The sequence below is a fragment of the Streptomyces sp. NPDC056835 genome (genome assembly GCF_042789485.1).
In the GTDB taxonomy this organism is placed as follows: domain Bacteria; phylum Actinomycetota; class Actinomycetes; order Streptomycetales; family Streptomycetaceae; genus Streptomyces.
The window spans coordinates 1-24,065 of record NZ_JBHUBB010000061.1; the positions used below are offsets into that span (position 1 = coordinate 1).

The following is a 24,065-nucleotide window of genomic DNA, read 5'->3' on the forward strand; positions in this document are numbered from 1 at the left end:
GCGTGCGTGCCGGGCGTCGCCGAGCAGGCGGGACTTTGAAGACAGGGCCTAGGCCCTGTCCGGCCGATCTTCGCGGGCCCGCGACGCCCGGCACGCACGCTCTCCCCCGTAGCCCCAAGGGCACGGGAGGGACCCCCTCCGTTGTCGGAGTCGCCCGAGTACGTCCAGTACACGGGCGATCCTCCGCCTTGCGATCGCACGCACCAGACGCCGCGGCCCGGTCCACGAAGATCGACCGGACAGGACCTGGACGAGTAAGTCCGAAGTGGCGCCGTCGACATGATGGTGGGCAGCCGGACATACCATTCGCGTCCATGACGACGTCGGCACATGAGACCATCCGCCCCTTCCACCTCGACATCCCCCGGAGCGACCTGGACGATCTGCGCGAGCGCCTTGATCGCACCCGCTGGCCGGACGAACTGCCAGGAGTGGGGTGGGCCTACGGTGTCCCCCTCGACTACCTCAAGGAACTCGCGCGGTACTGGCGGCACGAGTACGACTGGCGGGCCGCGGAAGCCGAACTGAACACATGGCCGCAGTTCACGACCACCATCGACGGTGCGAACATCCACTTCGCCCACGTCCGGTCACCGGAACCGGACGCGACCCCGCTGATGATGACGCACGGCTGGCCGGGCTCGATCGTCGAATTCGCGCGGGTCGTCGGTCCGCTCACCGATCCGCGCGCACACGGCGGCGACCCCTCCGAAGCGTTCCACCTGGTGCTGCCGAGCATCCCCGGGTTCGGGCTGTCCGGCCCGACGAAGGAGACGGGCTGGGAGTTCCGGCGGGTGGCCGCCGCGTTCGCCGAGCTGATGCGGCTCCTCGGCTACGAACGGTACGGAGTGCAGGGCGGTGACTGGGGAGCGGCCATCTCCAGGGAGCTCGGCCGGACCCGGCCCGACCTGGTCATCGGCGTCCATCTGAACCTGCTGCCGAACTCGGCGGCGGCACAGGAACCCGGCGCGGACGAACTGGACGCGCTGCCCCCGCGTGAGCGCGAGCGCACGCTCGCCTCCTGGCGACGTCACCAGGAATGGAGTCGCGACCGTCAGGGATACGCCGACATCCAGTCCACCCGGCCGCAGACACTGGCCTACGGCCTGACCGACTCACCGGTGGGTCAACTGGCCTGGATCGCCGAGAAGTTCAAGGAGTGGACCGACTCCCGGGACCGCCCGGAGGATGCCGTGGACCGCGACCAGATGCTCACGAACGTGATGTTGTACTGGCTGACCGGCACGGCCGGCTCGTCGGCCCGTATCTACTACGAGCGGGCACACGCCGACTACTGGGGCACGCCACCCGAACCGTCCACGGCGCCGACGGCGCTGGCCGACTTCCCGAGGGACAACTTCATCCCGCTGCGGCATATCGCGGACCGGACGAACAACATCGTGCGGTGGACGGAGTACGACCGGGGCGGGCACTTCCCGGCCATGGAGCAGCCGGACCTGCTGGTCGACGACGTACGGCGGTTCTTCCGGACGGTCGGCGGGGCACGGAATTACCAGGGCAGGGGGCCCTCGGCGTCGAAGTAGCCTCCGGTCGGGCCGTCGGGGCCAACCCGCGCCATACGGACGATGATCTCGGCGCCCTCCTCGACGGTCTGCGTGCCGCTGTGCCCGTTCAGGTCCGTCGCGGTGTAACCGGGCTCCACCGCGTTGATCCGCATGTCCGGGAGCGCCTTCGCGTACTGCACGGTGACCATGTTGAGCGCGGCTTTCGACGCCGGGTAGGCGACACCCGGATAGGCGTACGTCGGCGTGCCCACCGCGGAGACCAGGGTCTTCGAGGCCAGGCCGCTGCTGACGTTCACCACGACCGGCGCGGCCGACCGCCGCAGCAGTGGCAGGAACGCGTGGGTGACGCGCACCACGCCGAAGACGTTCGTGTCGAACAGCGGCCGCAGCATGTCCGCGGTCACCTCCGCGGCTCCGACCGCGTTCCCTTCGATGCCGGCGTTGTTGACCAGCACGTCCAGTCCGCCGTCAGCCTCGATGGTGTGCGCCGCGGCGGCGACGGACGCGTCATCGGTGACATCGATGACGACCATCCGCGCGCCCAGCCGTTCGGCGGCGCGGCGCCCGCGCTCCGGGTCCCGGCTGCCTACGTAGACGGTGTGGCCGGCCTCGATGAGGCGGCGGGCGGTTTCGAAACCGAGACCCTTGTTCGCTCCGGTGATCAGTGTTGTTGTCATGCCTCCAGGTTCCGCCCGTACGGTGTGGTCAGCCAGTGGTCCTGTCTTCCTGGGACTACCGGTACCAGGCTGGTCCGGCAACCCGCGGTGCACACTGGTGGGCATGGCGGGTACGGCGGGTACGGCGGGTACACCGGGCATGGCGACGGCGGAATTCGGCAAGGCGGTGCGCCGCTGGCGCGACCGGGTGTCGCCGGAGACCGCCGGGCTGCCCGCCGGCGGGCACCGGCGCGCGGCCGGACTGCGCCGTGAGGAGCTGGCTCTGCTGGCCGGGATCTCCGTCGACTATGTCACCCGCCTCGAACAGGGGCGCGCGGCCCACCCGTCGGCGCAGGTCGTCGAAGCCCTGGCCAGGGCCCTGCGGCTGTCGGGACCCGAGCGCGCGCATCTGTTCCGGCTGGCCGGACTGGCCCCGCCGGGCCCGGAGACCGTACCCGCGTACATCCCGCCGAGCGTCCAGCGGTTGCTGGACAGACTGACCGGGACACCCGTCGCGGTCTTCGACGCCTCCTGGACGCTGCTCCTGGCCAACCCGCCGTACGCGGCACTGATGGGCGATCCGTCAGGATGGCGTGGCAACCAGCGCAACGGGGTGTGGCGCAACCTGCTCGGTCCTGGCACCCGGGTCCGGCACACGCCGGAGTCCCGGCGCGGGTTCGAGGCCGCCCTGGTCGCCGATCTGCGCGCGGCCGCCGGCCGCTATCCCGCCGACCAGCGACTGCGGCGACTGGTCGAGGAACTGCGCGCGAACAGTGACCGGTTCGCCGAGCTGTGGGAGTCCGGCGCCGTCGGCCGCCACGAGGCCGCGCGCAAGATCGTCGATCACCCGCGCGTGGGCCCGCTGACGCTGGACTGCGATGTGCTCACCGTGGCGGGCAGCGACCTGCGCATCATGGTCTACACGGCCGAGCCCGGCACCGAGGACGCCGAACGCCTCGCGCTCCTCACCGTGTTCGGCACCCAGACACTCGTCGGGTAGCGGCCCCGCCCGACGTGCGCGTCGCGGAGGTTCGGGGTTCGCTGGAGGTGCTGTCCGGCCGCGTACATCCACCAGCCACCCCCGTGTCCGGGGCCGGGCAGCTCGACTCGGCACACTCGCACACTCACTGATTCGCCGAGCCGTTGACGACCGGGCGGAGGAGCACCGTGCGCTGTGTCCGGGATGCGACAGCCCGTCGTACGGGGCAGACTGACGGCGCGGGGGACGACGGTCCAATGAGGCAGCCGACTGCCCTCACTGGACCGTCCCCCGTCCAGTCGACAGCGTGGTACGTTTTTTCGGTTCGTGTTGATCCGATTGAGGACGAGATTGGGAGGTGGGGCTGATGACCGCGTTCAAGGCCACCGCGACGAGCAGCGCCCGGACCTCCCTCACGTCCCGGGCGACGGCCTGACTCAGTCACACCGCCTCGCCGAGAGCGTGAGCTCGCGAGGCGATCCCTTCACGAACCCACCATGGAACGGATCTTCGTCCCGTCATGCGTACACACGATCACGCGACCAATCACTGGATCACCCGTGCCGAAATCGGTGCGGACATCCCCACCATTCGTGAGATCAGCCTCGCGGCCTTCGAGACGCCCGCGGAGGCCGACCTCATCGACGCCCTGCGCGCCGACGCCTCCTGGATCGACGGCCTGTCCCTCGTCAGCACCGACGAGGACGGCGAGCTCATCGGCCACGCGCTGCTGACCCGCTGCCACATCGACGACACCCCGGCTCTGTGCCTGGGCCCCGTCGCCGTACGGCCCGAGTGCCAACGGACCGGCGCCGGCTCGGCCGCCATCCGCGCCGCACTGAAGGCGGCCAAGGACATGGGCGAGTACTACGTCACCGTCCTCGGACACCCGCCGTACTACCCGCGGTTCGGCTTCACCCGCGCCTCCACGCACAACATCGGCCTGACCATCGATGTCCCGGACGAGGCCATGATGGCCATGAGCCTGGACGCGTCCCACCCGCTACCGAGCGGCACCGTCCGCTACGCGGCGCCCTTCGGTATCCCGACGAGTAAGAGGCCGCGCGGACGCGGATAGGTGGGGCGGGGAGTCGGGGGGCGAGTCCCCGCGCGCCCGCGAGCGTGCCGTGTTTTGATCCTTCAGGACATCAATGTCCAGAAGCTCCACATATGGGCACGGGGCTCTTGTCTCGCGCGGACCAATCGAAGGAGCACATGGTGGCGGGTTCTTCGCAAGGTGGTATGAGCGGCCCGGGCCCGTCCACCCACGTGTCAGTGGCGGCCAACGGCCGACAGGCTATTCCTCACGTTCGAGCTCGGCCCGGGCACGCTCCGTATCCAGGTCCTCCTGTGCGGCACGGTAGATGTCGCGGGCCAGCTTGCGTGCGGCCTGGGGGTCGCGCTCCGAGGAGACCGTCCGGATCCGGTCGGCCCATTCCTCTATGTCGCGAGGCGTTTCGGGTTTCTTGCTCACATAACCTTTGTACCTTTTAGTGGGCCTCTCTGCCTCTCGTGGCGGAGTGCGGACCTGGTGTGCGGCGGCGCCGCACTGGGAGGATGCGATGGCAACCCTGCTGTCGGTCAACGTAGGACTGCCGAAGGACGTGCGCTGGCAGGGCAGGACGGTACGCACGGGAGCGTGGAAGTATCCCGTCGACGGCCCGCGGATGGTGCGCCGCCTCAACATCGACGGAGACGGCCAGGGCGACCTTCAGGGCCACGGCGGGGAACAGCGGGCGGTCCTTGTCTACCAGACGCAGTCGTACGCGTACTGGCGCAAGGTTCTTGAGCGTGACGATCTCGACTTCGGCCGGTTCGGGGAGAACTTCACCGTGGACGGGCCGGCGGACGACGAGGCGTGCATCGGTGACCGGTACCGCATCGGCGAAGCCGAATTCGAGGTCACCCAGCCACGTGTCACCTGTTACCGCGTCGGCATGCGGCTGGACGAACCGCGCATGGCCTCCCTGTTGGTCGCCCACCACCGTCCCGGCTTCTACCTCCGCGTCATCACCGAGGGCCGGGTCAGGGCGGGAGACCGGATCACACGGACCCGCACCGGCAAGGGATCGCTCACCGTCGCGGACACCGATGCGCTCCTCTATCTCCCGGGGGCCGATCCCGCCAAGCTGCGTACCGCCTTGAACATCGAGGCTCTCAGCCCCGGATGGCAACAGTCCTTCCAGGACATGAGCCGCCGGCTCGACCAGCCGGCCCGCCCCGCACCCGCCGCGCCGGGGTGGAGAGGCTTCAAGCAGCTGCGTGTGAGCCAGGTCGTCCCCGAGACCCCGGTGATCTCCTCGTTCTACCTGCGGTCCACGGACTCCCGGCGACTGCCCGCGGCCATGCCCGGCCAGTACCTGAGTGTGCGGATCCCCGGAGAGGGCCGGGCCGGCCCGGTGCGTTCGTATTCGCTGTCCTCCGCTCCCGGTGCCGCCGAGTACCGGATCAGTGTCAAACGCGAGGACCACGGCGAGGTCAGCACCTACCTCCACACTCATCTGCACAGCGGCGACGTCATCGAAGCGGCCGCCCCACGCGGGGCGTTCGTGCCGGCCGACGAGCGCACGCCCGTGGCACTGTTCTCGGCGGGCATCGGCGTCACCCCCGTTCTGGCGATGCTGCACCAGCTGGCCGGCGAACACAGCTCCCGCGCCGTGTGGTGGGTGCACACCGCGCGCGACCCCGGGCAGCACGCCTTCGCGGAAGAAGCCCGGCAACTGCTCGCGCGGCTGCCCGACAGCCGCGCCTTCATCTATTACACCGCTCCGGATCTCAAGGTCACCGAAGGGCCGCATCTCACCCACGGACGCATGACCAGCGAAAACATTCGGGAGCTCGGCATCCCGGCCGACGCGCACGCCTACCTGTGCGGCCCCACGGGCTTCATGTCGGAGGTGACATCCGCTCTCCAGTCGGCGGGGCTGAGCGGTGCGAACATCCACACCGAAGCCTTCGGAGCACTGTCGGCCATCAACCCCGGCGTCACCGATGCGGTCACCGGACGTCCCCACCAGCCACCCGGCCCCCAGGGCACGGGGCCCTTCGTCACCTTCGCCCGCAGCGGACTGTCCACCCGCTGGTCGGACCAGTACGCGACGCTGCTGGAGCTGGCGGAGGCATGTGACATCCCCACCCGCTGGTCCTGCCGTACCGGGGTGTGCCACACCTGCACCACCCCCCTGCTCACCGGCCGGATCCAGTACACGACACAGCCCCTGGAGGATCCTGCCGCGGGTGAGGTGCTGCCCTGCTGCTCCATCCCCACCAGCGATGTCCTTCTTGACCTGTGACATGGATGCCTTCTACCGGGAGGCCGGAGACCCGCGGGCACCGGCGCACGTGCTGCCGCACGGCTTCCCGACGAGCTCGCGTCGACTCCATGTGTTGCGACGTTCTCGTCATCGGCTCCTTCAGAGCCTGAGCAGGCGCCCGGCGCTGAGGTGGGCGATCTTCTCCCTGTCGCCGGAGTTGATGGGCATACCGGCCCGGCTCGGCTTCCCCGCCCACGGCCGGAGGTCGGCCCGGCCATTCGGGTTCGGACCTGTGACCAGCGCCGGGCAAGGCATTCAGCCGAATGGGACTTAGACCAGTTTGCGCCGAAATTTTCCGAGACCTACGGTCACTGTGACTGATTAGCCACCCTCCGTAAGGGATCAACTTTGACTACCGTCAGCGACGCCTTTTACGGCGTACTGCGCCACCACGGGGTTGAGGCCGTATTCGGGAACCCGGGGTCGAATGAACTGTCGTTCCTGACCGGCCTCCCGGACGACATCCCCTACTACCTCGCTCTACAGGAAGGCGCCGCGATCGCGATGGCGGACGGCTTCGCGCAGGCGTCGGGCACGCCCGGCTTCGTGAACCTGCACGCAGCCGCCGGAACGGGTAACTCGATGGGGTGCATGACCAACACCCAAAGCGCCCACACACCGGTGGTTGTCATGGCCGGCCAACAGGCACGACGCTACGTGCCGGTCGGCGCCTTGCTCACCAACGTCGACCCCATCAAGCTCACCGACCCCCTCGTGAAGTGGGCGGGTGAACCCCTGCGCGCCCAGGACGGCCCCGCGCTCGTGTCCAAGGGACTCATGCTCGCCAACTCCGCTCCGCGCGGGGTCGTCTACCTGTCGGTGCCGCTCGACGACTGGACCGAAGCCGCGGACGAGAACGCGCTGACCCATCTGCTCAAGCGCGCCGTGGACGGGTCCCCGGTCGTCTCCCCGCAGACGGTGGACGCCCTGGTCTCCGCGCTCGACAGTGCCTCGGGGCCGGCACTGGTGGTCGGCCCGGGCGCCGACACGGAGGAAGGCTTCGAGGCTGCCGTCGCGCTGGCCGAGCGCGCCCGCCTTCCCGTCTGGATCGCCCCGAGCGCGCCCCGCTGCCCCTTTCCGACACGGCACCGCTGCTACCAGGGCCTGCTGCCGTCAGCGGCCGGCGCGGTCGCCAAGGTCCTCGCGCGGTACGACACCGTCGTATGCTTCGGCGCCCCGGTGTTCCGTTACCACGTGACGAGCAACGAGGACTTCCTCCAGCCGGGAACCACCGTCTACGCCGTCACCGACGATCCCGACGAAGCCGCCCGCGCACCATTCGGGCACATCTTCGTCGGCGATGCCTCCGACGCACTGGTCCGCGTCGCCGGCGCGGCCGCCGCGAGCGAGCGGCCCTGGCCCGCGCCACGCACGATCACCGAAGCCGACACCAGTGGACCTCGCTTCACCGTCGAGGCCATCCTCGACGCCATCGATCGGGGCACCAGCGACGACACCGTCTTCGCGCTTGAGTGGACCTCCGCCGACATGGCCCGCGACCGGCTCGGCATCGCCCGCGCGCACTCCCTGTTCTACCCCGCCTCCGGGGGGCTCGGCTGGGGCCTTCCGGCCGCCATCGGCCTCAAACTCGCCTGCCCCGACCGGCCCTTGGTCGCCCTCCTCGGCGACGGCGCCATGCAGTACACCCCCTCGGGTCTGTGGACCGCGGCCCGCCACAACGTACCGGTCACCTTCGTGGTGTGCACCAACGACAGATACCGGGCGCTGGAGGAATTCGCCGATATCCTGCGTGTCCCCAAGGGCGACTACCTCGACATTTCCGATATCGGCGTACTCGACATCGCACGCGGCTACGGTCTAGAGGTTCACCGCGCCGAAACCCTCGAAGACCTCACCGAATACCTCAAGAAGGGCCCGGAGGCGACCGGACCACGCCTCGTCGAAATCCTCCAACGCTGACACCTGTGCCCCGGCCGGAGTGATCCGATCGGGGCACTGTCGGTTCGCTGGTTGAAGGAACGCGCGGAGAAACCCCTCGGGCACCTCTCGGGCATCCGCCGGAAACACCGCCCGGAGACCCGCCGGGAGAAAGGGCCCGGAGCCGTCGCCGGAGCCATCGGCCCACCGGCGGGAATCGGCCGGAAAACGGGCGTGCCAGGGAGCGGTTGGCGGTCCGGAGACGACCGCGTCGGGGGCCGATCTCCGCGAACCGTCGTCCCCGTTCGGTGTCACCACCGCTATCAAGCCACCCGTCGGCAGGCTCATCAGGATTGCGGTTTTTCACGGCCAAAGACCGTTGCATACGGTGTACAAAATACGGTGTGAACCAACCTCGTGTGCCTCACCCGCCGCTCCGCAGACGCCATACCATCCTGCGCGCGCCCGCGCGTAAGCCCCCGCACAGGGCTGCCCGCGCCGTCCTGCGCGCCGCCGTGACGCTCTTCGCCATGGCCGCCGCGGGCTGCTCCCTGCTCGGGTCCGGTGACCGGGGCGGCGGCGGGGACGGAAGCACGGACTCCAAGGGCGGGGATCCGTCCTTAACCTCCTTGACGGTCGCCGCGGCGGGCGACGTCCTGATCCACCCGCCGCTGACCGAGCAGGCGCGGAAGGACGCCAAGACCGCCGCGGGCGGCACCGGACTGGACTTCGGTCCGCTGATGGCCGGGGTGAAGCCGGTGATCAGCCAGGCCGATCTGGCGATCTGTCATATGGAAACGGTGATCGCCCCGAAGGGCGGTCCGTACGAGGGGTTCCCGAACTTCCAGGTCCCGCCGGAGATCGCCACCTCCCTCAAGGACATCGGTTACGACACCTGCTCGACGGCGTCGAACCACTCGATCGACCACGGCGCCGCCGGGGTGAAGCGCACGCTGGACACCCTGGACGCGGCCGGTCTGGGTCACACGGGCTCGGCCAGGAGCGCGGCCGAGTGGCGGAAGCCGCTCATCACCGAGGTAAAGGGCGTGAAGGTGGCGCAGCTCGCCTTCACCTTCGGATTCGGGACCGACGAGGTGCCCGCGGACAAGCCGTGGCTGGCCAACGAGATGTCCGTCGCCGCGATCGCGGAAGCCGAGACGCGCGCCAGGAAGGCGGGCGCGGACATCGTCATCCTCAGCCTCCACTGGGGCCGTGAACACCACAGCGAGCCCAGTGCCGACCAGACGGAACTGGCCGAGCGCATCACCGCGGGGACCGGTGTCGACCTGGTGATCGGCCATCACGGCCACGCCGTCCAGCCGATGGAGAAGATCAACGGCACCTGGGTCGCGTACGGCCTCGGCAACCAGGTCGCCCGGCACGACGTGCCCACGGGCCTCTCCGAGGAGGGCGTCATCGGCTGGTTCACCTTCACCGGGCACAGCGGCAGGTGGGATGTGCGGGCCTGGTACGCGCCGACGCTCGTCGACATCCCGGCGGAGCCGGAGGATCCCGCCACGCCGCCCGCGCCGCCGCCCGGCGGGCCGCCCGGCGGCGCGGTGACGGACTACCGGCTGATCGACGTGGCGCGGGCGCTGAGGGACGGGAAGTCCGGAGACGGAACGAGACCGGGATACACCGAGCAGCAACTCGCCCGCTACCGGCTGGCGTTCGACCGTACCCGGGGAACGGTGCTCAACCGGGGCGCGGCGAAGGACGGTCTGACGCCGCTGAAGCACGGTCGGCCATGCTGCCGCTGACGTACTCGGAATGCACGACGGGCGAGAGCCGTTGGGCCCGTGCTTTCATGAACTCCACGGGGCCCGTGAACAGCCCTGTGGCACTCTCTCCGTCGTCTGCGAGTACGTGGAGCATGAGGCGCGGGCCGTAGAGATCCGGCTCTATGAGGTCGGCGTCATACCTGGACTGCTCCAAACGCAGGAATACGCATCAGCTCTCGGAGACAGCACCGTGAAACGGGGCGTTGCGACAAGGGAGCAAGCCGACGAACGGATTGCGCTGGTTGCGCAGCGTCAAGCTTCGCTCACACGAACACCGCCACCGTTGGTCTTCGTCGTGCTCGATGAAAGTTGCCTCCTCCGCCCCATCGGGGACAGCGCCCTTATGGACGCTCAGTTCACGAGGCTTATCGAGTTCGCCGAGCTGCCGAACACAGTGCTTCAGGTCGCCCCGTTCGACATCGAGGTTCGTCGTCCGATGACGTTGCCAGTAACCGTGCTCACGATGTTGAATCGCTCGCTCATGTCGTACGCCGAGTCCGCCAACCGGGGTCACCTTGAGCGGGACAGTGCATCGGTCGTGTCCCTCCTGACGGACTACCATCAACTACAGGCCGAGTCGCTGCCGCGAGCGGCGTCCGTTGCCATGGTCAGCCAGTTACGAAAGGTCAAACCGTGACGACCGAATCCCCCCGTTGGTTCAAGTCCTCATACAGCGAGAATGGCGGTCAGTGCATCGAGGTCGCCGCCAACCTCGTCGCCTCGTGCGGCGTGGTCCCCGTCCGTGACAGCAAGGTCCCCCACGCGACTGCCCTGACCTTCAAGGCGTCGGCGTGGTCGTCGTTCGTCACGGGGGTCAAGGGCGAACAGTTCCCTACTCTCTAGGTCCGAAGCTAAGAAGCAAATGTGCCCCGGTCGGAGTGATCCGGCCGGGGCACTTTCGGTTTGTTGGTTAGAGGAGTGCGCGGAAGGGGTTGAGGTCACTGCACGGTTCCGGCTGCTTCACCGGTCGCGGCGCGGGCGCCGTGGCCCGGGGCTCCGGGCGGTACGTATCCATCTGGACGACCGTTGCCCGGTTTTCCTCACGCTCCGCGTTCGCCGGCTGGACCTCAGAGTCACCGGAAGTGTCACTGCCCACTGTGAAGACGGTGGCCGGTCGGCCCGTCTTGCCCGACCGTTCAACGGTGACGACGATTCCAGGAAGCGACCTGAACTCACTGGCCGTTGCTCCCACATAAGGGAGGACCTGAGACGACGTAGCCCGTCCGCCGTGCATCTCGATCCGGGCCCGGACCTTGTCAGCAAGGGTGAGCGCTTGCCGCTTCACCCTCGGAGCGTCAGCGCCTTTGGTGATCCGTACGGCACTGGACAGATCGGCGTACGAAAGTGAACGCGGCCGACAGGATCTCTTCCGTGATGATCTCAGAGCATTCAGAGGCAGCGAGACAGGCCGCGCCCCTCAGAGTCTGCTCTGCCGTTCTCTCGATGATGCACTGGGGCGTTCCGCGCTCAGGATCGACGATGACGATCCCGGACCGAATGGGCTTGGGAATATCCGCGTAGCGAGTCATGGCCCCTCGCTGGTACCAGTGTTGTGGCGGCGGAGTCCGTTCAAGGGGACACCCATGCCGGTAAGTACACCCGCGACCGCATCACTGCCGTAGGTCTGTCTGTGCCTCACAGACGGGCCTCCAGCCGGGCAGCCAGAGACGAATAGTCGCGGCCCGGGAAGATCTCCGGGAAGAGACTGATCATTCGCCTCAGACCTTCTACGGTCTCCTGGAAGAAGATCCCCCGCAGCGAGATATCGGCAAAGAGGTACTGCCACCCGAAGGTTCCCTTGGTGAGAAGCAGCTCGGCGAGGTAGTCGCAGTACGACGTCTCCATCTGGATGAGACCGGAGGTTCGTCCCGGGGCTGTACTCAAACGTGCGTCGTAGTACCACATCTCCAATGGTTCGACGTGCTCCTGAATCCTGATGGCCGTGAAATTTCCCGTCCCCGCGTGTTGCGGGAAATCAATGACGCGAAGCTGTGGAAATATCTCGATTTCTGCACCTTTCGCGGCCTCGGAAGGGAATTGTGGTGCACGTCGCAGGATGGAATCGTAGAGGTCGCGCAGCCTGAACTCTCCCCCGATCTCGGGGTTTTTTTCGACGGTCCGCCAGCGGCAGGAGAGCTCAGCGATTCGCAGATTGCATTCCCGTAACTGGTGGCCCAGAGCCACCTGGTCGAACTCAGGGAAGAACGTAATGGAACGCGGGTTCTCGGTCAACGGTTCCTTCAAGATCCCGAATTCGGAAAAATCGATCTCAACATGTTTGCTGGCAATGACCTCATTGAATGATTCAACATGGTTCTGTTCGCTGGATGAGAGGGTGCGCATCGCTGCTCCTTTTCCTTTGCTGCATTTACTGCGGGTGTTTCAACATCCGTATTGAAACGATTGTTCGTTCGTGAGGGGGCGGGGACCAGGTTGGAACCGGTGGCGAGCCCCCCCCATCTTGTCGGGCAGCAAATACATCCTGCCGATCGCGTCCGGTCAGTACCACATTTCCTGAGCAACGCGCCCGACGCCGGCACATCAAAGCAGTCAAGCGCAAGCGCACGAAGCGCTCAGGACTATTGCGTGATTCCCGAGGAACCAGCCTACCCTATTCCGCGATCGAGGATGAAATATTTTCGAACGAGCAACGGGTACCTTCTTTTCTGTTTCCTGCCTGGTGTCGTATTTCTGAGGAGGTTCGAACCGAGGCGCATCACCAGGTACGGTCCCCACAGGAAGGAGGGAACGACCCTGTCCGGCTATGAAACCAAAGTCCGTCTGCACATCAAGCCGCACATCGGCGGCGTGAAACTTTGCGAAGTCACGGACGACACCTTGGACGACCTATACAGGCTCTTGGAGACCGCGCCATGCCCGACCAACAAGGGGAAGCCTCTGGGCGCTAAAAGCGTCCGGCACGTCACCAACAGCCTGGAAGCCGGGGAGAACCCCGTAGAGGTCTCGGCCAACGTTCGGCATCACTCGCCGGGCTACACCATGGCCCGGTACGGGCACTCACGTAAGGACGGAACGCGGCGGCTGGCCGTCTCCGGTGCGGGCCGTCTCGGCCTGTCTTCCCTGGTCTGACAAGGGATTCGCTGGGCTGTTGGTCACGTGGTTGGTCACGCCGCAGCCTAGAAATGCAGAAGACCCCTGATGAACAGGGGTCTCAGCTGGTGTCCGAGGGGGGACTTGAACCCCCACGCCCGATAAAGGGCACTAGCACCTCAAGCTAGCGCGTCTGCCATTCCGCCACCCGGACGAGTGGTCGAACCGCGGTGTGTGGCCGCGGCGACAGAGACAACGATACCAGGGGATCGCGGTGGCTCTCACCCGTATATCCGGTGGTCAGGGGTCCGCGGCCGCCCGCGCTTCGAGGCTGCGGACCCCTCGCACGGAGCACCCGATACGGAACGTCGCACGCCCGGTACAGAGCGTTGTGGCGGGGTGGAGTGGTGCCGAGCGCTTCCCCCCGGGGGGATGGGAAGCGCTCGGCACCGGAGGGGTTATGGCATCAGGTGGTAGTCCGGGAAGTTGCCCGGCGGGCGCTCTCCCTCGGGGCCGTCCGTCACCGCGCGTACGAGGAGTTCACCGCCGACGAACGCGCCGCGCCAGGAGTGGCCGAAGCCGCCGAAGAGCTCGTCGCGGTCCCCGCGGGAGCGGGGTTTGCCGTGGCCGGTCTTGAAGGCGCGGATCTGGGGGGAGAGCCGGGCGTAGGTGGCCGGGTCGTCGGTGGAGAGGGTCGCGACGAGGGCGCCGTTCGAGGCGTTCATCGCGGCCAGCAGTTCCGCCTCCGTATCGACCAGGACGATCGTGTCGACCGGGCCGAAGGGTTCCGCGTGGTGCAGCGGGGAGGACGGGGGCGGGTTGAGCAGGGTGACGGGCGGGAGGTAGGCGCTGGTGTCCTGGCCGGGCAGGAACAGTCCCTCTTCCAGTGCTCCCTGGTGCAGCGGGACGGCGCCGCGGCTGATCGCCTCGGACACCTGGTCGTTCAGTTCCTTGGCCTTGGCCGCGTTGATGAGCGGTCCGAAGTCCAGTTCCGGCAACGGGTCGCCCGGCCGCTCGACCGCGAGGGGATGGCCCAGGCGGATGGAGCGTACGGCGGGGAGATAGGCGGCCAGGAAGTCGGCGAAGAGCGAGCGCTGGACCACGAAGCGTGGGTACGCGGTGCAGCGCTGCTTGCCGTAGTCGAAGAGTTTGGGGATGACCGCGGTCAGTGAGGACCAGTCGCTGAAGTTCCAGATGCCCCAGGTGTTCAGGCCCTCCTGTTCGAGGATATGCCGTTTGCCCAGGTCAGCGACTGCTGTGGCGATTCTGGCGCCGGTGTCGCGGCCTCCGACGAAGGAGACGCAGCCGATCTCCGGCGCGCGCACGAGCGCTTCGGAGAGTTCGCCGCCGCTGCCGCTGACCAGCGTGAGGGGGATGCCCTCACGGACGGCGAGCGCGCAGGCCAGGGTCAGACAGGCCACTCCCCCGTCGGTCGGCGCCTTGGCGATCACCGCGTTGCCGGCCAGTGCCTGCACCAGCATCGCGTGGATCAGTACGGACATCGGGTAGTTCCAGCTGGCGATGTTGGAGACGGGGCCCGCCAGCGGGGTCCGGTCGGCCAGCATCGGTTCGACACCGTCCACGTACCAGCGCACGCCGTCGATCGCACGGTCGACGTCGGCCTGGGCGAGCCGCCACGGCTTGCCGATCTCCCAGACGAGGAGGAGGGCGAGCAGTTCACGGTGTTCGGTGAGCGCGTCGAGCGTGGCCGTGACGCGGGCCTTGCGTTCGGCCAGCGGCACATCGCGCCAGGCGCGGTGTGCGTCCAGGCAGGCGCGCACCGCCCGCTGGGCGGTTTCGGAGTCCAGCCGGGGCGGGCCGGCGATGGGGCTTCCGTCGACCGGGCTGGTGGCGGGCACGGCGCGGCCGTCGGACTTCCAGGAAGCGGCCCAGAGGTTACGCACACGGTCGTCCTGGAACGCCTCGGGCGCCACGGCGAGGCAGCGGTCCCATGCGTCCGACCAGGCTGTGCCCGGCTTGAGTATCAGTTGGGGAGTGGTGAGGGTGGGTGCCATTGAGGGTCTCCGCTCTAGCGTGGCGGGAGTTGCATGGCTCGGCTCTCGCCCGAAGTGAATCGTGAACCGGATGGGGGGAGGCACACACTCCCCTCAATTATGAGCGACATCACGTGACATCGCGAGACGGTCGAGTACCAGACGCGCGGTGGCCGAGGGGGTTGAGCCGACCCGCACGCCGACCGCCTCCAGGGCCTTCTTCTTGGCCTCCGCGGTGCCGGAGGAACCGGAGACGATCGCTCCGGCGTGTCCCATCGTCTTGCCTTCCGGCGCGGTGAATCCGGCGATGTAGCCGATGACCGGCTTGGTGACGCGCTCGGCTATGTAGGCCGCCGCGCGTTCCTCCGCGTCGCCGCCGATCTCCCCGATGAGAACGATCAGTTCTGTGTCCGGGTCGTCCTCGAAGGCGGCGAGGCAGTCGATATGGGTGGTGCCCACGACGGGATCGCCGCCGATGCCTACGGCCGATGAGAAGCCGGTCTCCCTCAGCTCGTACATGAGCTGGTAGGTCAGGGTGCCGGACTTGGAGACGAGTCCGATCCGGCCGGGCTTCGCGGCGATGTCCGCCGGGATGATGCCCGCGTTGGACTGCCCGGGGCTGATCAGTCCGGGACAGTTGGGGCCCACGATCCGGGTGCCCCGCTCCTTGGCGTACGCCTGGAAGGTGACGGCGTCATGGACGGGGATGCCCTCGGTGATCACGACCGCGAGCCCGATCCGGGCGTCCGCGGCCTCGATGACCGCGGCCTTGGCGAACGGCGGCGGTACGAAGACGACGGTGACGTCCGCACCCGTCGCCGCCATGCCCTCGCTCACCGAGCCGAAGACGGGTACGGCCCGGTCGTCGAAGTCGACGGTACGGCCCGCCTTGCGCGGGTTGACGCCGCCGACGATGTCGGTCCCGGCGGCGAGCATCCGCCGGGTGTGTTTCATGCCCTCGCCGCCGGTCATGCCCTGGACGAGGACCTTGCTCTCCTTGGTCAGGAAGATCGCCATGGTCTGTCGCTCCCTTGTCCGTCGGCTATCCGACGTTCGCCAGTACGGCGGCCTGTCGGGCCGCCCCGTCCATGGTGGTGACCTGTTCCACGAGTGGATGCGCGCGGTCCGCGAGGATCGCGCGGCCACGGGCCGCGTTGTTGCCGTCGAGGCGCACCACGAGCGGCTTGGTCAACCGCACGGATTCCAGCGCCTGGACGATGCCCTCGGCGACGGCGTCGCAGGCCGTGATGCCGCCGAAGACGTTCACGAACACGGACTTGACCGCCGGGTCGGAGAGGATGACGGCCAGGCCGTCCGCCATCACCTGGGCGGACGCCCCTCCCCCGATGTCGAGGAAGTTGGCGGGGCGGGCGCCGCAGCCGGCGACCACATCGAGGGTGGACATGACGAGGCCCGCGCCGTTGCCGATGATGCCGACCTCGCCGTCGAGCTTCACGTAGTTGAGCCCCTTGGCCGCCGCGACGGCTTCCAGCGGGTCACCGTGCTCCTCGCTCTCACGGTCGCCCCAACGCTCTTGGCGGAAGCGCGCGTTGTCGTCAAGGGTAATTTTTCCGTCGACGGCGAGAATCAGCCCTTCTTCGGTACGGACCAATGGGTTGACTTCGACCAGAAGGGCGTCCTCCCTGACCACCACCTGCCAGAGCGCCCGGAGTACGGGGACGGTCTCGGGCGGTAGCTGGGCGGCTTTCGCGATCTCCGCCGCCTTCGCTTCCGTGACCCCTTCCGCGGGGTCGACGGGGACCCTCGCCACCGCCTCCGGGCGGCTCGCCGCGAGCTCCTCGATGTCCATGCCGCCTTCGGCGGAGGCGATCGCGAGGAAGGTGCCCGCCGCCCGGTCGAGGACGTAGGAGACGTAGAACTCAGATGCAATATGCACTGGTTGAGCGAGCATCACCTTCCCGACGGTGTGGCCCTTGATATCCATGCCGAGCATCTGACGGGCCGTCAATTCGGCTGCCGCGGGGTCGGTCGCGACCTTCACCCCGCCCGCTTTGCCCCGGCCTCCGGTCTTCACCTGTGCCTTGACGACCACCCGGCCACCGAGCCGCTCGGCGGCGAACCGGGCCTCCCTCGCGAGCTCCACCACCTCGGCCTCCGGCACCGCGATGCCATGGTCCGTGAAGAGTTCCCTTGCTTGGTGCTCGTACAGATCCATGCCGGCTCCCTTTTTGACGAAAGTGCCGCACGCCCCCTGGACACCATCCGCAGGATGCGGGATAACAAGCTTCATACAGTATTCGTCGACTGTATGCAATGTACCGCGAGGGCGACAGCCCTCCCGTATGCGAAGGGACAGGGGCCTCCTCATGCCGGACCGACGCGACCGAAGCGCACGCCCCCGTACCCACGGACCACACCAGGTACAAGTAGAGGAGTCCCTCCATGACTCAGGCTCTTGAGACCCCCCGGACGACCGTGTCCGCCAAGGCCCTTTCCGGCGTACGGGTACTGGACATGACGCATGTTCAGTCCGGGCCCTCCGCGACGCAGTTGCTCGGCTGGCTCGGCGCGGACGTGCTGAAGCTGGAGGCTCCGACCGGCGACATCACGCGTAAGCAGCTGCGCGACATCCCCGATGTCGACTCGCTGTACTTCACGATGCTCAACTGCAACAAGCGGTCCATCACCCTCAACACCAAGACCGAGCGCGGCAAGGAGATCCTGACCGAGCTGATCCGCCGTTCCGATGTCATGGTGGAGAACTTCGGACCCGGCGCCGTGGACCGTATGGGGTTCACCTGGGAGCGCATCCGGGAGATCAACCCGCGGATCGTCTACGCCTCCATCAAGGGCTTCGGCGAAGGCCCGTACACCAACTTCAAGGCGTACGAGGTCGTCGCGCAGGCCATGGGCGGCTCGATGACCACCACCGGTTTCGAGGACGGGCCGCCGCTCGCCACCGGCGCGCAGATAGGCGACTCCGGCACCGGCATCCACGCCGTCGCCGGCATACTCGCCGCGCTCTTCCAGCGTGAGCACACCGGTCGCGGACAGCGTGTCAATGTCGCGATGCAGCACGCCGTCCTCAACCTCTGCCGGGTCAAGCTCCGCGACCAGCAGCGGCTGGCGCACGGGCCGCTCGCCGAGTACCCCAACGAGGACTTCGGCGACGACGTACCGCGCAGCGGCAACGCGAGCGGCGGCGGACAGCCCGGCTGGGCCGTCAGATGCGCGCCGGGCGGCCCCAACGACTATGTCTATGTGATCGTCCAGCCGGTCGGCTGGCGGCCGGTCACCGAGCTGATGGGCCGGCCCGAGCTGGCGGACGACCCCGACTGGGCGACCCCGGAGGCCCGACTGCCCAAGCTCGGCAAGATGTTCCAGCTCATCGAGGAGTGGACGAGCACGCTCCCCAAGTGGGAGGTGCTGGAGAAGCTCAACGCGCACAACATCCCGTGCGGCCCGATCCTCTCCACCAAGGAGATCATCGAGGACGCCTCCCTGGCGGCCAACGAGATGGTCATCGAGGTCCCGCATCCTCGGCGCGGCACATTCACCACGGTCGGCAGCCCGCTGAAGCTTTCCGACTCCCCGGTTGACGTGGTCACCTCACCTCTGCTCGGTGAGCACAACGAGGAGGTGTACGTCGGCGAGCTCGGTCTCGGCGACGAGGAACTGCGACTGCTCAAATCGAACGGAGTCATCTAGCGGTGGACATCACTGAGGAGCGTCAGAAGGCCGTACGCGCTGTCCTGGACGCCGCACTGGCCGAGGGACGTACGGCCCTGACCGCGCCCGAGGGCAAGACCGTCACCGACGCGTACGCCATCCCCACCCCGGTGGAAGGTCTCGCCGAGTGCGCCGACGAGGCGGTGGCCCTCGCCGACCGGATCGGATTCCCGGTCGCGCTGAAGATCGTCTCGCCGCAGATCACACACAAGACGGAGGCGGGCGGCGTTGTGACGGGCCTGCGCTCGACCGCCGAGGTACGCGGGGCGTTCACCGGGATCGTCTCCAACGCGCTGGCGTACGACCCGCGGGCGCGGATCCTCGGCGTACAGGTGCAGCAGATGGTTCCGTCAGGCACGGAGGTGCTTGTCGGTACGGTCACCGACCCGACCTTCGGTCCGATCGTGGCGTTCGGTCTCGGCGGCGTCCTGGTGGAGGTCCTCAAGGACGTCACGTTCCGGCTCGCGCCGGCGTCCAGGGACGACGCGCTGTCGATGCTCGACGGGATCCGCGCGGCGGAGCTCCTGCGCGGGGTGCGCGGCGGCGAGGCCGTCGACCGGGACGCGCTCGCCGATCTGGTGGTCAAGGTGTCGCGGCTCGCGGCCGACTTCCCGGAGATCGCCGAGGTCGACCTCAATCCGGTGTTCGCCTCGGCGAGCGGGGTGATGGCCGCCGACGTGCGCGTCCTGCTGGCCGCGGAGCAACCGGTCGGGCGCCGTACGTACACCCGCGAGGAGATCCTTGTCTCGATGCGGCGGCTGATGAAGCCCGCCTCGGTGACCGTGATCGGGGCCTCCGGCGAGCCGGGCAAGATCGGTAACTCGGTCATGCGGAATCTCATCGACGGGGGCTTTCCGGGAGAGATCCATCCGGTGAACCCCAAGGCCGATGACATACTCGGCCGTAAGGCGTACAAGAGCGTGATGGACGTTCCGGGCCAGCCCGATGTGGCGGTCTTCGCGATTCCCGCGGCCTCCGTCCCCTCGGCCCTCGAAGAGGTCGGCCGCCGGGGCATCCCGAACGCCGTGCTGATCCCCTCCGGCTTCGCCGAGAGCGGCGAGGACGAACTCCAGGCGCGGATCGTGGCGATCGGCGAGGAGTACGGCGTACGGCTGCTGGGGCCGAACATCTACGGCTACTACTCCACCTGGCAGGACCTCTGCGCCACCTTCTGCACCCCGTACGACGTCCGCGGCGGTGTGGCGCTGACCTCGCAGTCCGGCGGCATCGGGATGGCGATCCTCGGCTTCGCCAGAAGCACGGGAACGGGTGTCTCGGCGATCGTCGGCCTCGGCAACAAGTCGGACCTCGACGAGGACGATCTGCTGACCTGGTTCGGCGAGGACCCCAACACCGAGTGCGTCGCCATGCATCTGGAGGACCTGAAGGACGGCCGGGCCTTCGTGGCGGCGGCGCGCGCGACCGTGCCGAAGAAGCCGGTCGTGGTCCTCAAGGCCGGGCGTACGGCGGCCGGCGCCAGAGCGGCGGGCTCGCACACCGGCGCGCTCGCGGGTGACGACGCCGTCTACGACGATGTGCTGCGGCAGGCGGGCGTCATCCGGGCGCCGGGCCTGAACGAGATGCTGGAGTACGCGCGGGCGCTGCCCGTGCTCCCCACTCCGCTGGGCGACAACGTCGTCATCATCACCGGCGCGGGCGGCTCGGGCGTACTGCTCTCCGACGCCGTCATCGACAACGGCATGTCGCTGATGGAGATCCCGCCGGACCTCGACACGGCGTTCCGCGCGTTCATCCCTCCCTTCGGCTCGGCGGGCAACCCGGTGGACATCACCGGGGGCGAGCCGCCGGCCACGTACGAGGCGACGATCAGGCTCGGCCTTGAGGACCCGCGGATCCACGCGCTGGTGCTGGGCTACTGGCACACGATCGTCACTCCTCCCATGGCCTTCGCTGAACTAACGGCCCGGGTGGTCGAGGAGTTCCGCGCGAAGGGCATCCAGAAACCGGTGGTGGCGTCCCTCGCGGGCGACATCGAGGTCGAGGAGGCCTGTCAGTACCTCTTCGAGCGCGGAGTGGTGGCCTATCCGTACACCACCGAGAAGCCGGTCGCGGCGCTCGGTGCGAAGTACGCGTGGGCGCGGGCTGCGGGGCTGCTGTGACACATCCACCAGACTTCCACCGGCCGGTCCGGGGGCTGCACCCCGGACATGACACCGCCGTGTGGACGCGAGCGGCGGGGCTGCTGACCGCCACTCGGAAAAAGATCATGACACACCGTCAGAAAGACTCGGTGTTAAGCCCGTTGGGAGGAAGTCGATGACCTGACCAAGTCGGGTGGCACGAAAGTTCGGACAGGGGGCGCTGGCCAGTTCTTTCGATGCAAGGGGTGTCTACACCGCATGACTACCACTCAACTCTCCAGCACCGTCCCCTTCAAGGAGGTGACGGATGCCAACGGCCGTGTGTTCCGGATCGGTGAGTCCGACCGGGACATCATGGGCCGTGCGCGATGGACGATGGTGCTCTTCCCGTGGATCGGGATGATGGGCATCAGTTCGTCGGAGTACGCGTTCACCTCGGCGGAGGACACTCTGCACGAGGCCCATCTATGGAGCAGCGGGCACATATTCTGGCTGATGGGCGTCTGGATATTCTTCCAGGCGGCCGTGGCCTTCCCCGCGGGGCAGCTCCGTGAGAGCGGCAAGCTGCCCGCCCGGTACGCCATGATGCTCGGCGCGCTGGGTACGCTCCTCGGCTATCTCTCACTGGCCTACGCGCCACATGTGATCGTGGCGTACATCGGCTTCGGCATGTTCAGCGGTATCGGCGCGGGTCTGGTCTATGCCACCTGTGTGAACATGGTCGGCAAGTGGTATCCGGAGCGCAAGGGAGGCAAGACCGGCCTCGTCAACGGCGGTTTCGCCTACGGCTCCGTGCCCTTCGTCTTCCTCTTCACCTCGTACATGGACCTGAGCAACTACCAGACGGTTCTGGTGGCGGTCGGTGTCATCTGCTGTGCCGTCGTCGCGATCTCCGGCTGGTTCTTCAAGGACCCGCCGAAGTACTGGTGGCCCTCCGAGGTCGACCCGCTGAAGACGTCGGAGGACCCGAGGATCCGGCGTGCGCTGGAGAAGAACCCGCCGGCGGTGAAGCAGTACACACCGAAGGAAGCGGCACGGACACCCGTGCTGTGGATGATGTGGTTCTGCCTGCTCTGCACGGCCGGCATCAATATCTTCGGAATCGCGTTCCAGGTGCCCTTCGGCAAGGACATGGGGTTCGCGGGCGGGATCGTGGCCACCGCGATGTCGCTCAAGGCGATCGTGAACGGTACGGGACGCGGTGTCATCGGCTGGATCTCCGACCGGTACGGACGCCGTAACACCCTGATCTTCGTCTGTCTCGTCCTGGGCTCCGCACAGTTCGGTGTGCTCGTCTCCGGGTCCATGGGCAGCATGCCGTTCTTCCTCTTCTGCTCGATGGTCTCCGGCTTCGGCGGCGGCGCGATCTTCCCGCTGTTCGCCGCGATGACCGCGGACTACTTCGGGGAGAACAACAACGCCTCCAACTACGGAATGGTCTACAGCTCCAAGCTCATCTCCGGCCTGGTCGGATCCGGTATGGGAGCCGTCGTGGTGGCCGCCTGGGATTACGAGGGCGCGTTCATCATCGCCGGAAGCATCGGACTCGCCTCAGCGGTACTGGCCCTGTTCCTCAAGGCGCCAGGAAGGCCGGACAGCAAGAAAATCGAACCAAACCCGAACCCGATTGGCCGTGAAATCGCTTAATGTCAGCAGAACCTCTTACCGGTAGGTCCGCGTCGGCTACGGCCGGCGCGGGCTACCGCGAAATCACAGACGAACGTGGCCGTGTCTACCGCATCGGCGAGACCGACCGGCAAATACTCGGTCACTCCCGCAAGTTCATGGTGTACCTGCCGTGGGCGGCCATGATGGCCATCAGCGTCTTCGAGTACGCCTTCGGATCAGCCGAAAGCGTCCTCTCGGCGGCGCATGGCTGGTCCCAGAGCAACACCTTCTGGATCCTCAGCATCTGGGTGTTCTTCCAGGCGGGTGTCGCCTTCCCGGCAGGCTGGTTGCGGGAGAAGGGGATTCTGACAGCTCGCGCCGCCACACTGATCGGCGCCGCTCTCTCCTTCGTGGGCTTCCTGTCCATCTCGCACTTCAACAACGTGTCGGCCGCGGTCCTCGGATTCGGCCTGCTCGGCGGTGTCGGATCCGGTCTCATCTACGCCACCTGCATCAATATGGTGGGCAAGTGGTTCCCGGAACGCCGTGGTGGAAAAACGGGATTCGTCAACGGCGGCTTCGCCTATGGCGCCGTACCGTTCATCTTCATCTTCAACTACGCGTTCAACATCGGTAACTACCGGACGGTGCTGGACCTGATCGGCGTCTATGTCCTGGTCATCGTCGCCGTCTGCGCCCTGTTCTTCAGGGACCCCCCGCAGAACTGGTGGCCGGCGGACATCGACCCGCTGAAGATCGCGGCGGACAGCAAGAACGCGAAGACGCTGGCCAAGAACCCTCCGTCGGCGAAGCAGTACCGGCCCATGGAGGCCGTCAGGACGGGCATGCTCCCGCTGATCTGGGTGTTGCTGGTGATCACCGCCGGTGTGTCCATCTTCGGTATCTCCTTCCAGGTGCCGTTCGCCAAGGACGTCGGGTTCGGACCACTCGTCGCCGCCTCGTCGGCCGGTGTGCTGTCCGTCGTCAACGGCGTCGGGCGAGGTGTTGTCGGCTGGCTGTCGGACCTCTGGGGCCGCAAGAGCACACTGATCTTCGTGATCACGGTGCTGGGGCTGGCGCAGTTCGGCGTCCTGTGGGCGGGCAACACGAAGAACGAGATCCTGTTCCTGGTGTTCGCCTTCATCTCCGGCTTCGGCGGCGGGGCGTTCTTCCCGCTGTTCGCGGCGCTCACGCCGGACTACTTCGGTGAGAACTACAACGCCACCAACTACGGTCTCGCCTACAGCGGCAAGCTGATCAGCGGCCTGTTCGGCGGCGGGCTCGGAGCGATGGCGGTCCACTCCTGGGGTTACAACGGCGCGTACATCCTCGCCGGTGGACTCTCCCTCGTAGCGGCGGCCATGGCCATGCTGTTGCGCAATCCCAACCAACCGCGGGACAAGAGCGCTCCCGCCGTGCCACAGCCGGCCGGCGGGTGACCGTTCGTCAACAGGCGGCCCTCCCCGCGGCTCATACCGAGCCGCGG

Annotated in this window: 18 protein-coding genes, 1 tRNA gene and 1 pseudogene; 13 read left to right on the forward strand and 7 right to left on the reverse strand. The window is 67.5% G+C overall.

The window, feature by feature from the left end; all coding sequences use genetic code 11:
- Nucleotides 1-314: 314 nt before the first annotated feature.
- Nucleotides 315-1,544: an epoxide hydrolase family protein gene (locus ACFRMN_RS37605; RefSeq protein ID WP_383028778.1), complete on the forward strand. Its 1,230-nt coding sequence runs from the start codon at nucleotides 315-317 to the stop codon at nucleotides 1,542-1,544.
- On the opposite strand, the gene ACFRMN_RS37610 is transcribed toward ACFRMN_RS37605, so the two are convergent.
- On the reverse strand, nucleotides 1,511-2,203 hold the full coding sequence (locus ACFRMN_RS37610) for an SDR family oxidoreductase (protein WP_383028780.1): 693 nt from the start codon (nucleotides 2,201-2,203) through the stop codon (nucleotides 1,511-1,513). The genes ACFRMN_RS37605 and ACFRMN_RS37610 overlap by 34 nt on opposite strands.
- A 139-nt stretch (nucleotides 2,204-2,342) precedes the next feature.
- Here ACFRMN_RS37610 and ACFRMN_RS37615 point away from each other — a divergent pair, with 139 nt between their 5' ends.
- Both ACFRMN_RS37615 and ACFRMN_RS37620 read left to right on the forward strand, forming a co-directional pair.
- A complete protein-coding gene (locus tag ACFRMN_RS37615) occupies nucleotides 2,343-3,182 on the forward strand; it encodes a helix-turn-helix transcriptional regulator (protein WP_383028815.1) in 840 nt (279 codons plus the stop codon).
- Between the two features lie 499 nt (nucleotides 3,183-3,681).
- Nucleotides 3,682-4,239 (forward strand): GNAT family N-acetyltransferase, encoded by a 558-nt coding sequence (locus ACFRMN_RS37620; protein ID WP_383028783.1) that lies wholly within the window; start codon nucleotides 3,682-3,684, stop codon nucleotides 4,237-4,239.
- A 219-nt stretch (nucleotides 4,240-4,458) separates the two neighbouring features.
- On the opposite strand, the gene ACFRMN_RS37625 is transcribed toward ACFRMN_RS37620, so the two are convergent.
- Entirely contained in the window at nucleotides 4,459-4,635 is a 177-nt protein-coding gene (locus ACFRMN_RS37625; RefSeq protein ID WP_383028785.1) for a hypothetical protein, read from the reverse strand.
- An 88-nt stretch (nucleotides 4,636-4,723) separates the two neighbouring features.
- Here ACFRMN_RS37625 and ACFRMN_RS37630 point away from each other — a divergent pair, with 88 nt between their 5' ends.
- The 5 genes and pseudogenes from ACFRMN_RS37630 (at nucleotide 4,724) to ACFRMN_RS37650 (ending at nucleotide 10,977) form a co-directional block, all read left to right on the forward strand.
- On the forward strand, nucleotides 4,724-6,454 hold the full coding sequence (locus ACFRMN_RS37630; RefSeq protein WP_383028788.1) for an MOSC domain-containing protein: 1,731 nt from the start codon (nucleotides 4,724-4,726) through the stop codon (nucleotides 6,452-6,454).
- A gap of 369 nt (nucleotides 6,455-6,823) precedes the next feature.
- Complete coding sequence (mdlC, locus tag ACFRMN_RS37635) at nucleotides 6,824-8,395, forward strand: benzoylformate decarboxylase (RefSeq protein WP_383028790.1); 1,572 nt, start codon at nucleotides 6,824-6,826, stop codon at nucleotides 8,393-8,395.
- A 488-nt stretch (nucleotides 8,396-8,883) separates the two neighbouring features.
- Nucleotides 8,884-10,113: a CapA family protein gene (locus tag ACFRMN_RS37640; RefSeq protein WP_383028818.1), complete on the forward strand. Its 1,230-nt coding sequence runs from the start codon at nucleotides 8,884-8,886 to the stop codon at nucleotides 10,111-10,113.
- A gap of 100 nt (nucleotides 10,114-10,213) precedes the next feature.
- Nucleotides 10,214-10,771 (forward strand): annotated as a pseudogene (locus tag ACFRMN_RS37645) (DUF5753 domain-containing protein); the annotation flags it as partial.
- Nucleotides 10,768-10,977, forward strand: a complete 210-nt coding sequence (locus tag ACFRMN_RS37650) for a DUF397 domain-containing protein (protein ID WP_383028792.1) — start codon at nucleotides 10,768-10,770, stop codon at nucleotides 10,975-10,977. The pseudogene ACFRMN_RS37645 and the gene ACFRMN_RS37650, both read left to right, overlap by 4 nt.
- A 792-nt stretch (nucleotides 10,978-11,769) precedes the next feature.
- Here the strand turns inward: ACFRMN_RS37650 and ACFRMN_RS37655 are convergent.
- A complete protein-coding gene (locus tag ACFRMN_RS37655) occupies nucleotides 11,770-12,477 on the reverse strand; it encodes a hypothetical protein (protein ID WP_383028795.1) in 708 nt (235 codons plus the stop codon).
- Between the two features lie 243 nt (nucleotides 12,478-12,720).
- On the opposite strand from ACFRMN_RS37655, the gene ACFRMN_RS37660 reads away from it, so the two are divergent.
- Entirely contained in the window at nucleotides 12,721-13,224 is a 504-nt protein-coding gene (locus tag ACFRMN_RS37660; RefSeq protein WP_383028797.1) for a hypothetical protein, read from the forward strand.
- A gap of 87 nt (nucleotides 13,225-13,311) precedes the next feature.
- On the opposite strand, the gene ACFRMN_RS37665 is transcribed toward ACFRMN_RS37660, so the two are convergent.
- The 4 genes from ACFRMN_RS37665 to sucC form a co-directional block, all read right to left on the reverse strand.
- Nucleotides 13,312-13,399: transfer RNA gene (locus tag ACFRMN_RS37665), tRNA-Leu, on the reverse strand.
- 244 nt (nucleotides 13,400-13,643) lie between these two features.
- Nucleotides 13,644-15,200 (reverse strand): aldehyde dehydrogenase family protein, encoded by a 1,557-nt coding sequence (locus ACFRMN_RS37670; RefSeq protein ID WP_383028800.1) that lies wholly within the window; start codon nucleotides 15,198-15,200, stop codon nucleotides 13,644-13,646.
- A gap of 93 nt (nucleotides 15,201-15,293) precedes the next feature.
- Nucleotides 15,294-16,196: a succinate--CoA ligase subunit alpha gene (sucD, locus tag ACFRMN_RS37675; protein WP_383028803.1), complete on the reverse strand. Its 903-nt coding sequence runs from the start codon at nucleotides 16,194-16,196 to the stop codon at nucleotides 15,294-15,296.
- A gap of 25 nt (nucleotides 16,197-16,221) precedes the next feature.
- Nucleotides 16,222-17,355 carry an ADP-forming succinate--CoA ligase subunit beta gene (sucC, locus tag ACFRMN_RS37680; protein ID WP_383028806.1) on the reverse strand — a complete coding sequence of 378 codons (1,134 nt, stop codon included), beginning with the start codon at nucleotides 17,353-17,355 and terminating at the stop codon, nucleotides 16,222-16,224.
- Between the two features lie 227 nt (nucleotides 17,356-17,582).
- Here sucC and frc point away from each other — a divergent pair, with 227 nt between their 5' ends.
- The 4 genes from frc (at nucleotide 17,583) to ACFRMN_RS37700 (ending at nucleotide 24,018) form a co-directional block, all read left to right on the forward strand.
- Entirely contained in the window at nucleotides 17,583-18,848 is a 1,266-nt protein-coding gene (frc, locus tag ACFRMN_RS37685; protein ID WP_383028808.1) for a formyl-CoA transferase, read from the forward strand.
- Nucleotides 18,849-18,856: 8 nt separating this feature from the next.
- Entirely contained in the window at nucleotides 18,857-20,989 is a 2,133-nt protein-coding gene (locus ACFRMN_RS37690) for an acetate--CoA ligase family protein (protein WP_383028821.1), read from the forward strand.
- 240 nt (nucleotides 20,990-21,229) lie between these two features.
- Nucleotides 21,230-22,618, forward strand: a complete 1,389-nt coding sequence (locus ACFRMN_RS37695) for an OFA family MFS transporter (RefSeq protein WP_383028810.1) — start codon at nucleotides 21,230-21,232, stop codon at nucleotides 22,616-22,618.
- Nucleotides 22,618-24,018, forward strand: a complete 1,401-nt coding sequence (locus ACFRMN_RS37700; RefSeq protein WP_383028813.1) for an OFA family MFS transporter — start codon at nucleotides 22,618-22,620, stop codon at nucleotides 24,016-24,018. The genes ACFRMN_RS37695 and ACFRMN_RS37700 overlap by 1 nt, the downstream gene beginning before the upstream one ends.
- The last annotated feature ends 47 nt before the right edge of the window (nucleotides 24,019-24,065 follow it).

Bases quoted from the DNA above. Each gene is read 5' to 3' on its own strand.
- ACFRMN_RS37605 (WP_383028778.1), top strand. From the start codon at position 315: ATGACGACGTCGGCACATGAGACCATCCGCCCCTTCCACCTCGACATC.
- ACFRMN_RS37610 (WP_383028780.1), bottom strand. From the start codon at position 2,203: ATGACAACAACACTGATCACCGGAGCGAACAAGGGTCTCGGTTTCGAA.
- ACFRMN_RS37615 (WP_383028815.1), top strand. From the start codon at position 2,343: ATGGCGACGGCGGAATTCGGCAAGGCGGTGCGCCGCTGGCGCGACCGG.
- ACFRMN_RS37620 (WP_383028783.1), top strand. From the start codon at position 3,682: ATGCGTACACACGATCACGCGACCAATCACTGGATCACCCGTGCCGAA.
- ACFRMN_RS37630 (WP_383028788.1), top strand. From the start codon at position 4,724: ATGGCAACCCTGCTGTCGGTCAACGTAGGACTGCCGAAGGACGTGCGC.
- ACFRMN_RS37640 (WP_383028818.1), top strand. From the start codon at position 8,884: ATGGCCGCCGCGGGCTGCTCCCTGCTCGGGTCCGGTGACCGGGGCGGC.
- ACFRMN_RS37655 (WP_383028795.1), bottom strand. From the start codon at position 12,477: ATGCGCACCCTCTCATCCAGCGAACAGAACCATGTTGAATCATTCAAT.
- ACFRMN_RS37670 (WP_383028800.1), bottom strand. From the start codon at position 15,200: ATGGCACCCACCCTCACCACTCCCCAACTGATACTCAAGCCGGGCACA.
- sucD (WP_383028803.1), bottom strand. From the start codon at position 16,196: ATGGCGATCTTCCTGACCAAGGAGAGCAAGGTCCTCGTCCAGGGCATG.
- sucC (WP_383028806.1), bottom strand. From the start codon at position 17,355: ATGGATCTGTACGAGCACCAAGCAAGGGAACTCTTCACGGACCATGGC.
- frc (WP_383028808.1), top strand. From the start codon at position 17,583: ATGACTCAGGCTCTTGAGACCCCCCGGACGACCGTGTCCGCCAAGGCC.
- ACFRMN_RS37695 (WP_383028810.1), top strand. From the start codon at position 21,230: ATGACTACCACTCAACTCTCCAGCACCGTCCCCTTCAAGGAGGTGACG.
- ACFRMN_RS37700 (WP_383028813.1), top strand. From the start codon at position 22,618: ATGTCAGCAGAACCTCTTACCGGTAGGTCCGCGTCGGCTACGGCCGGC.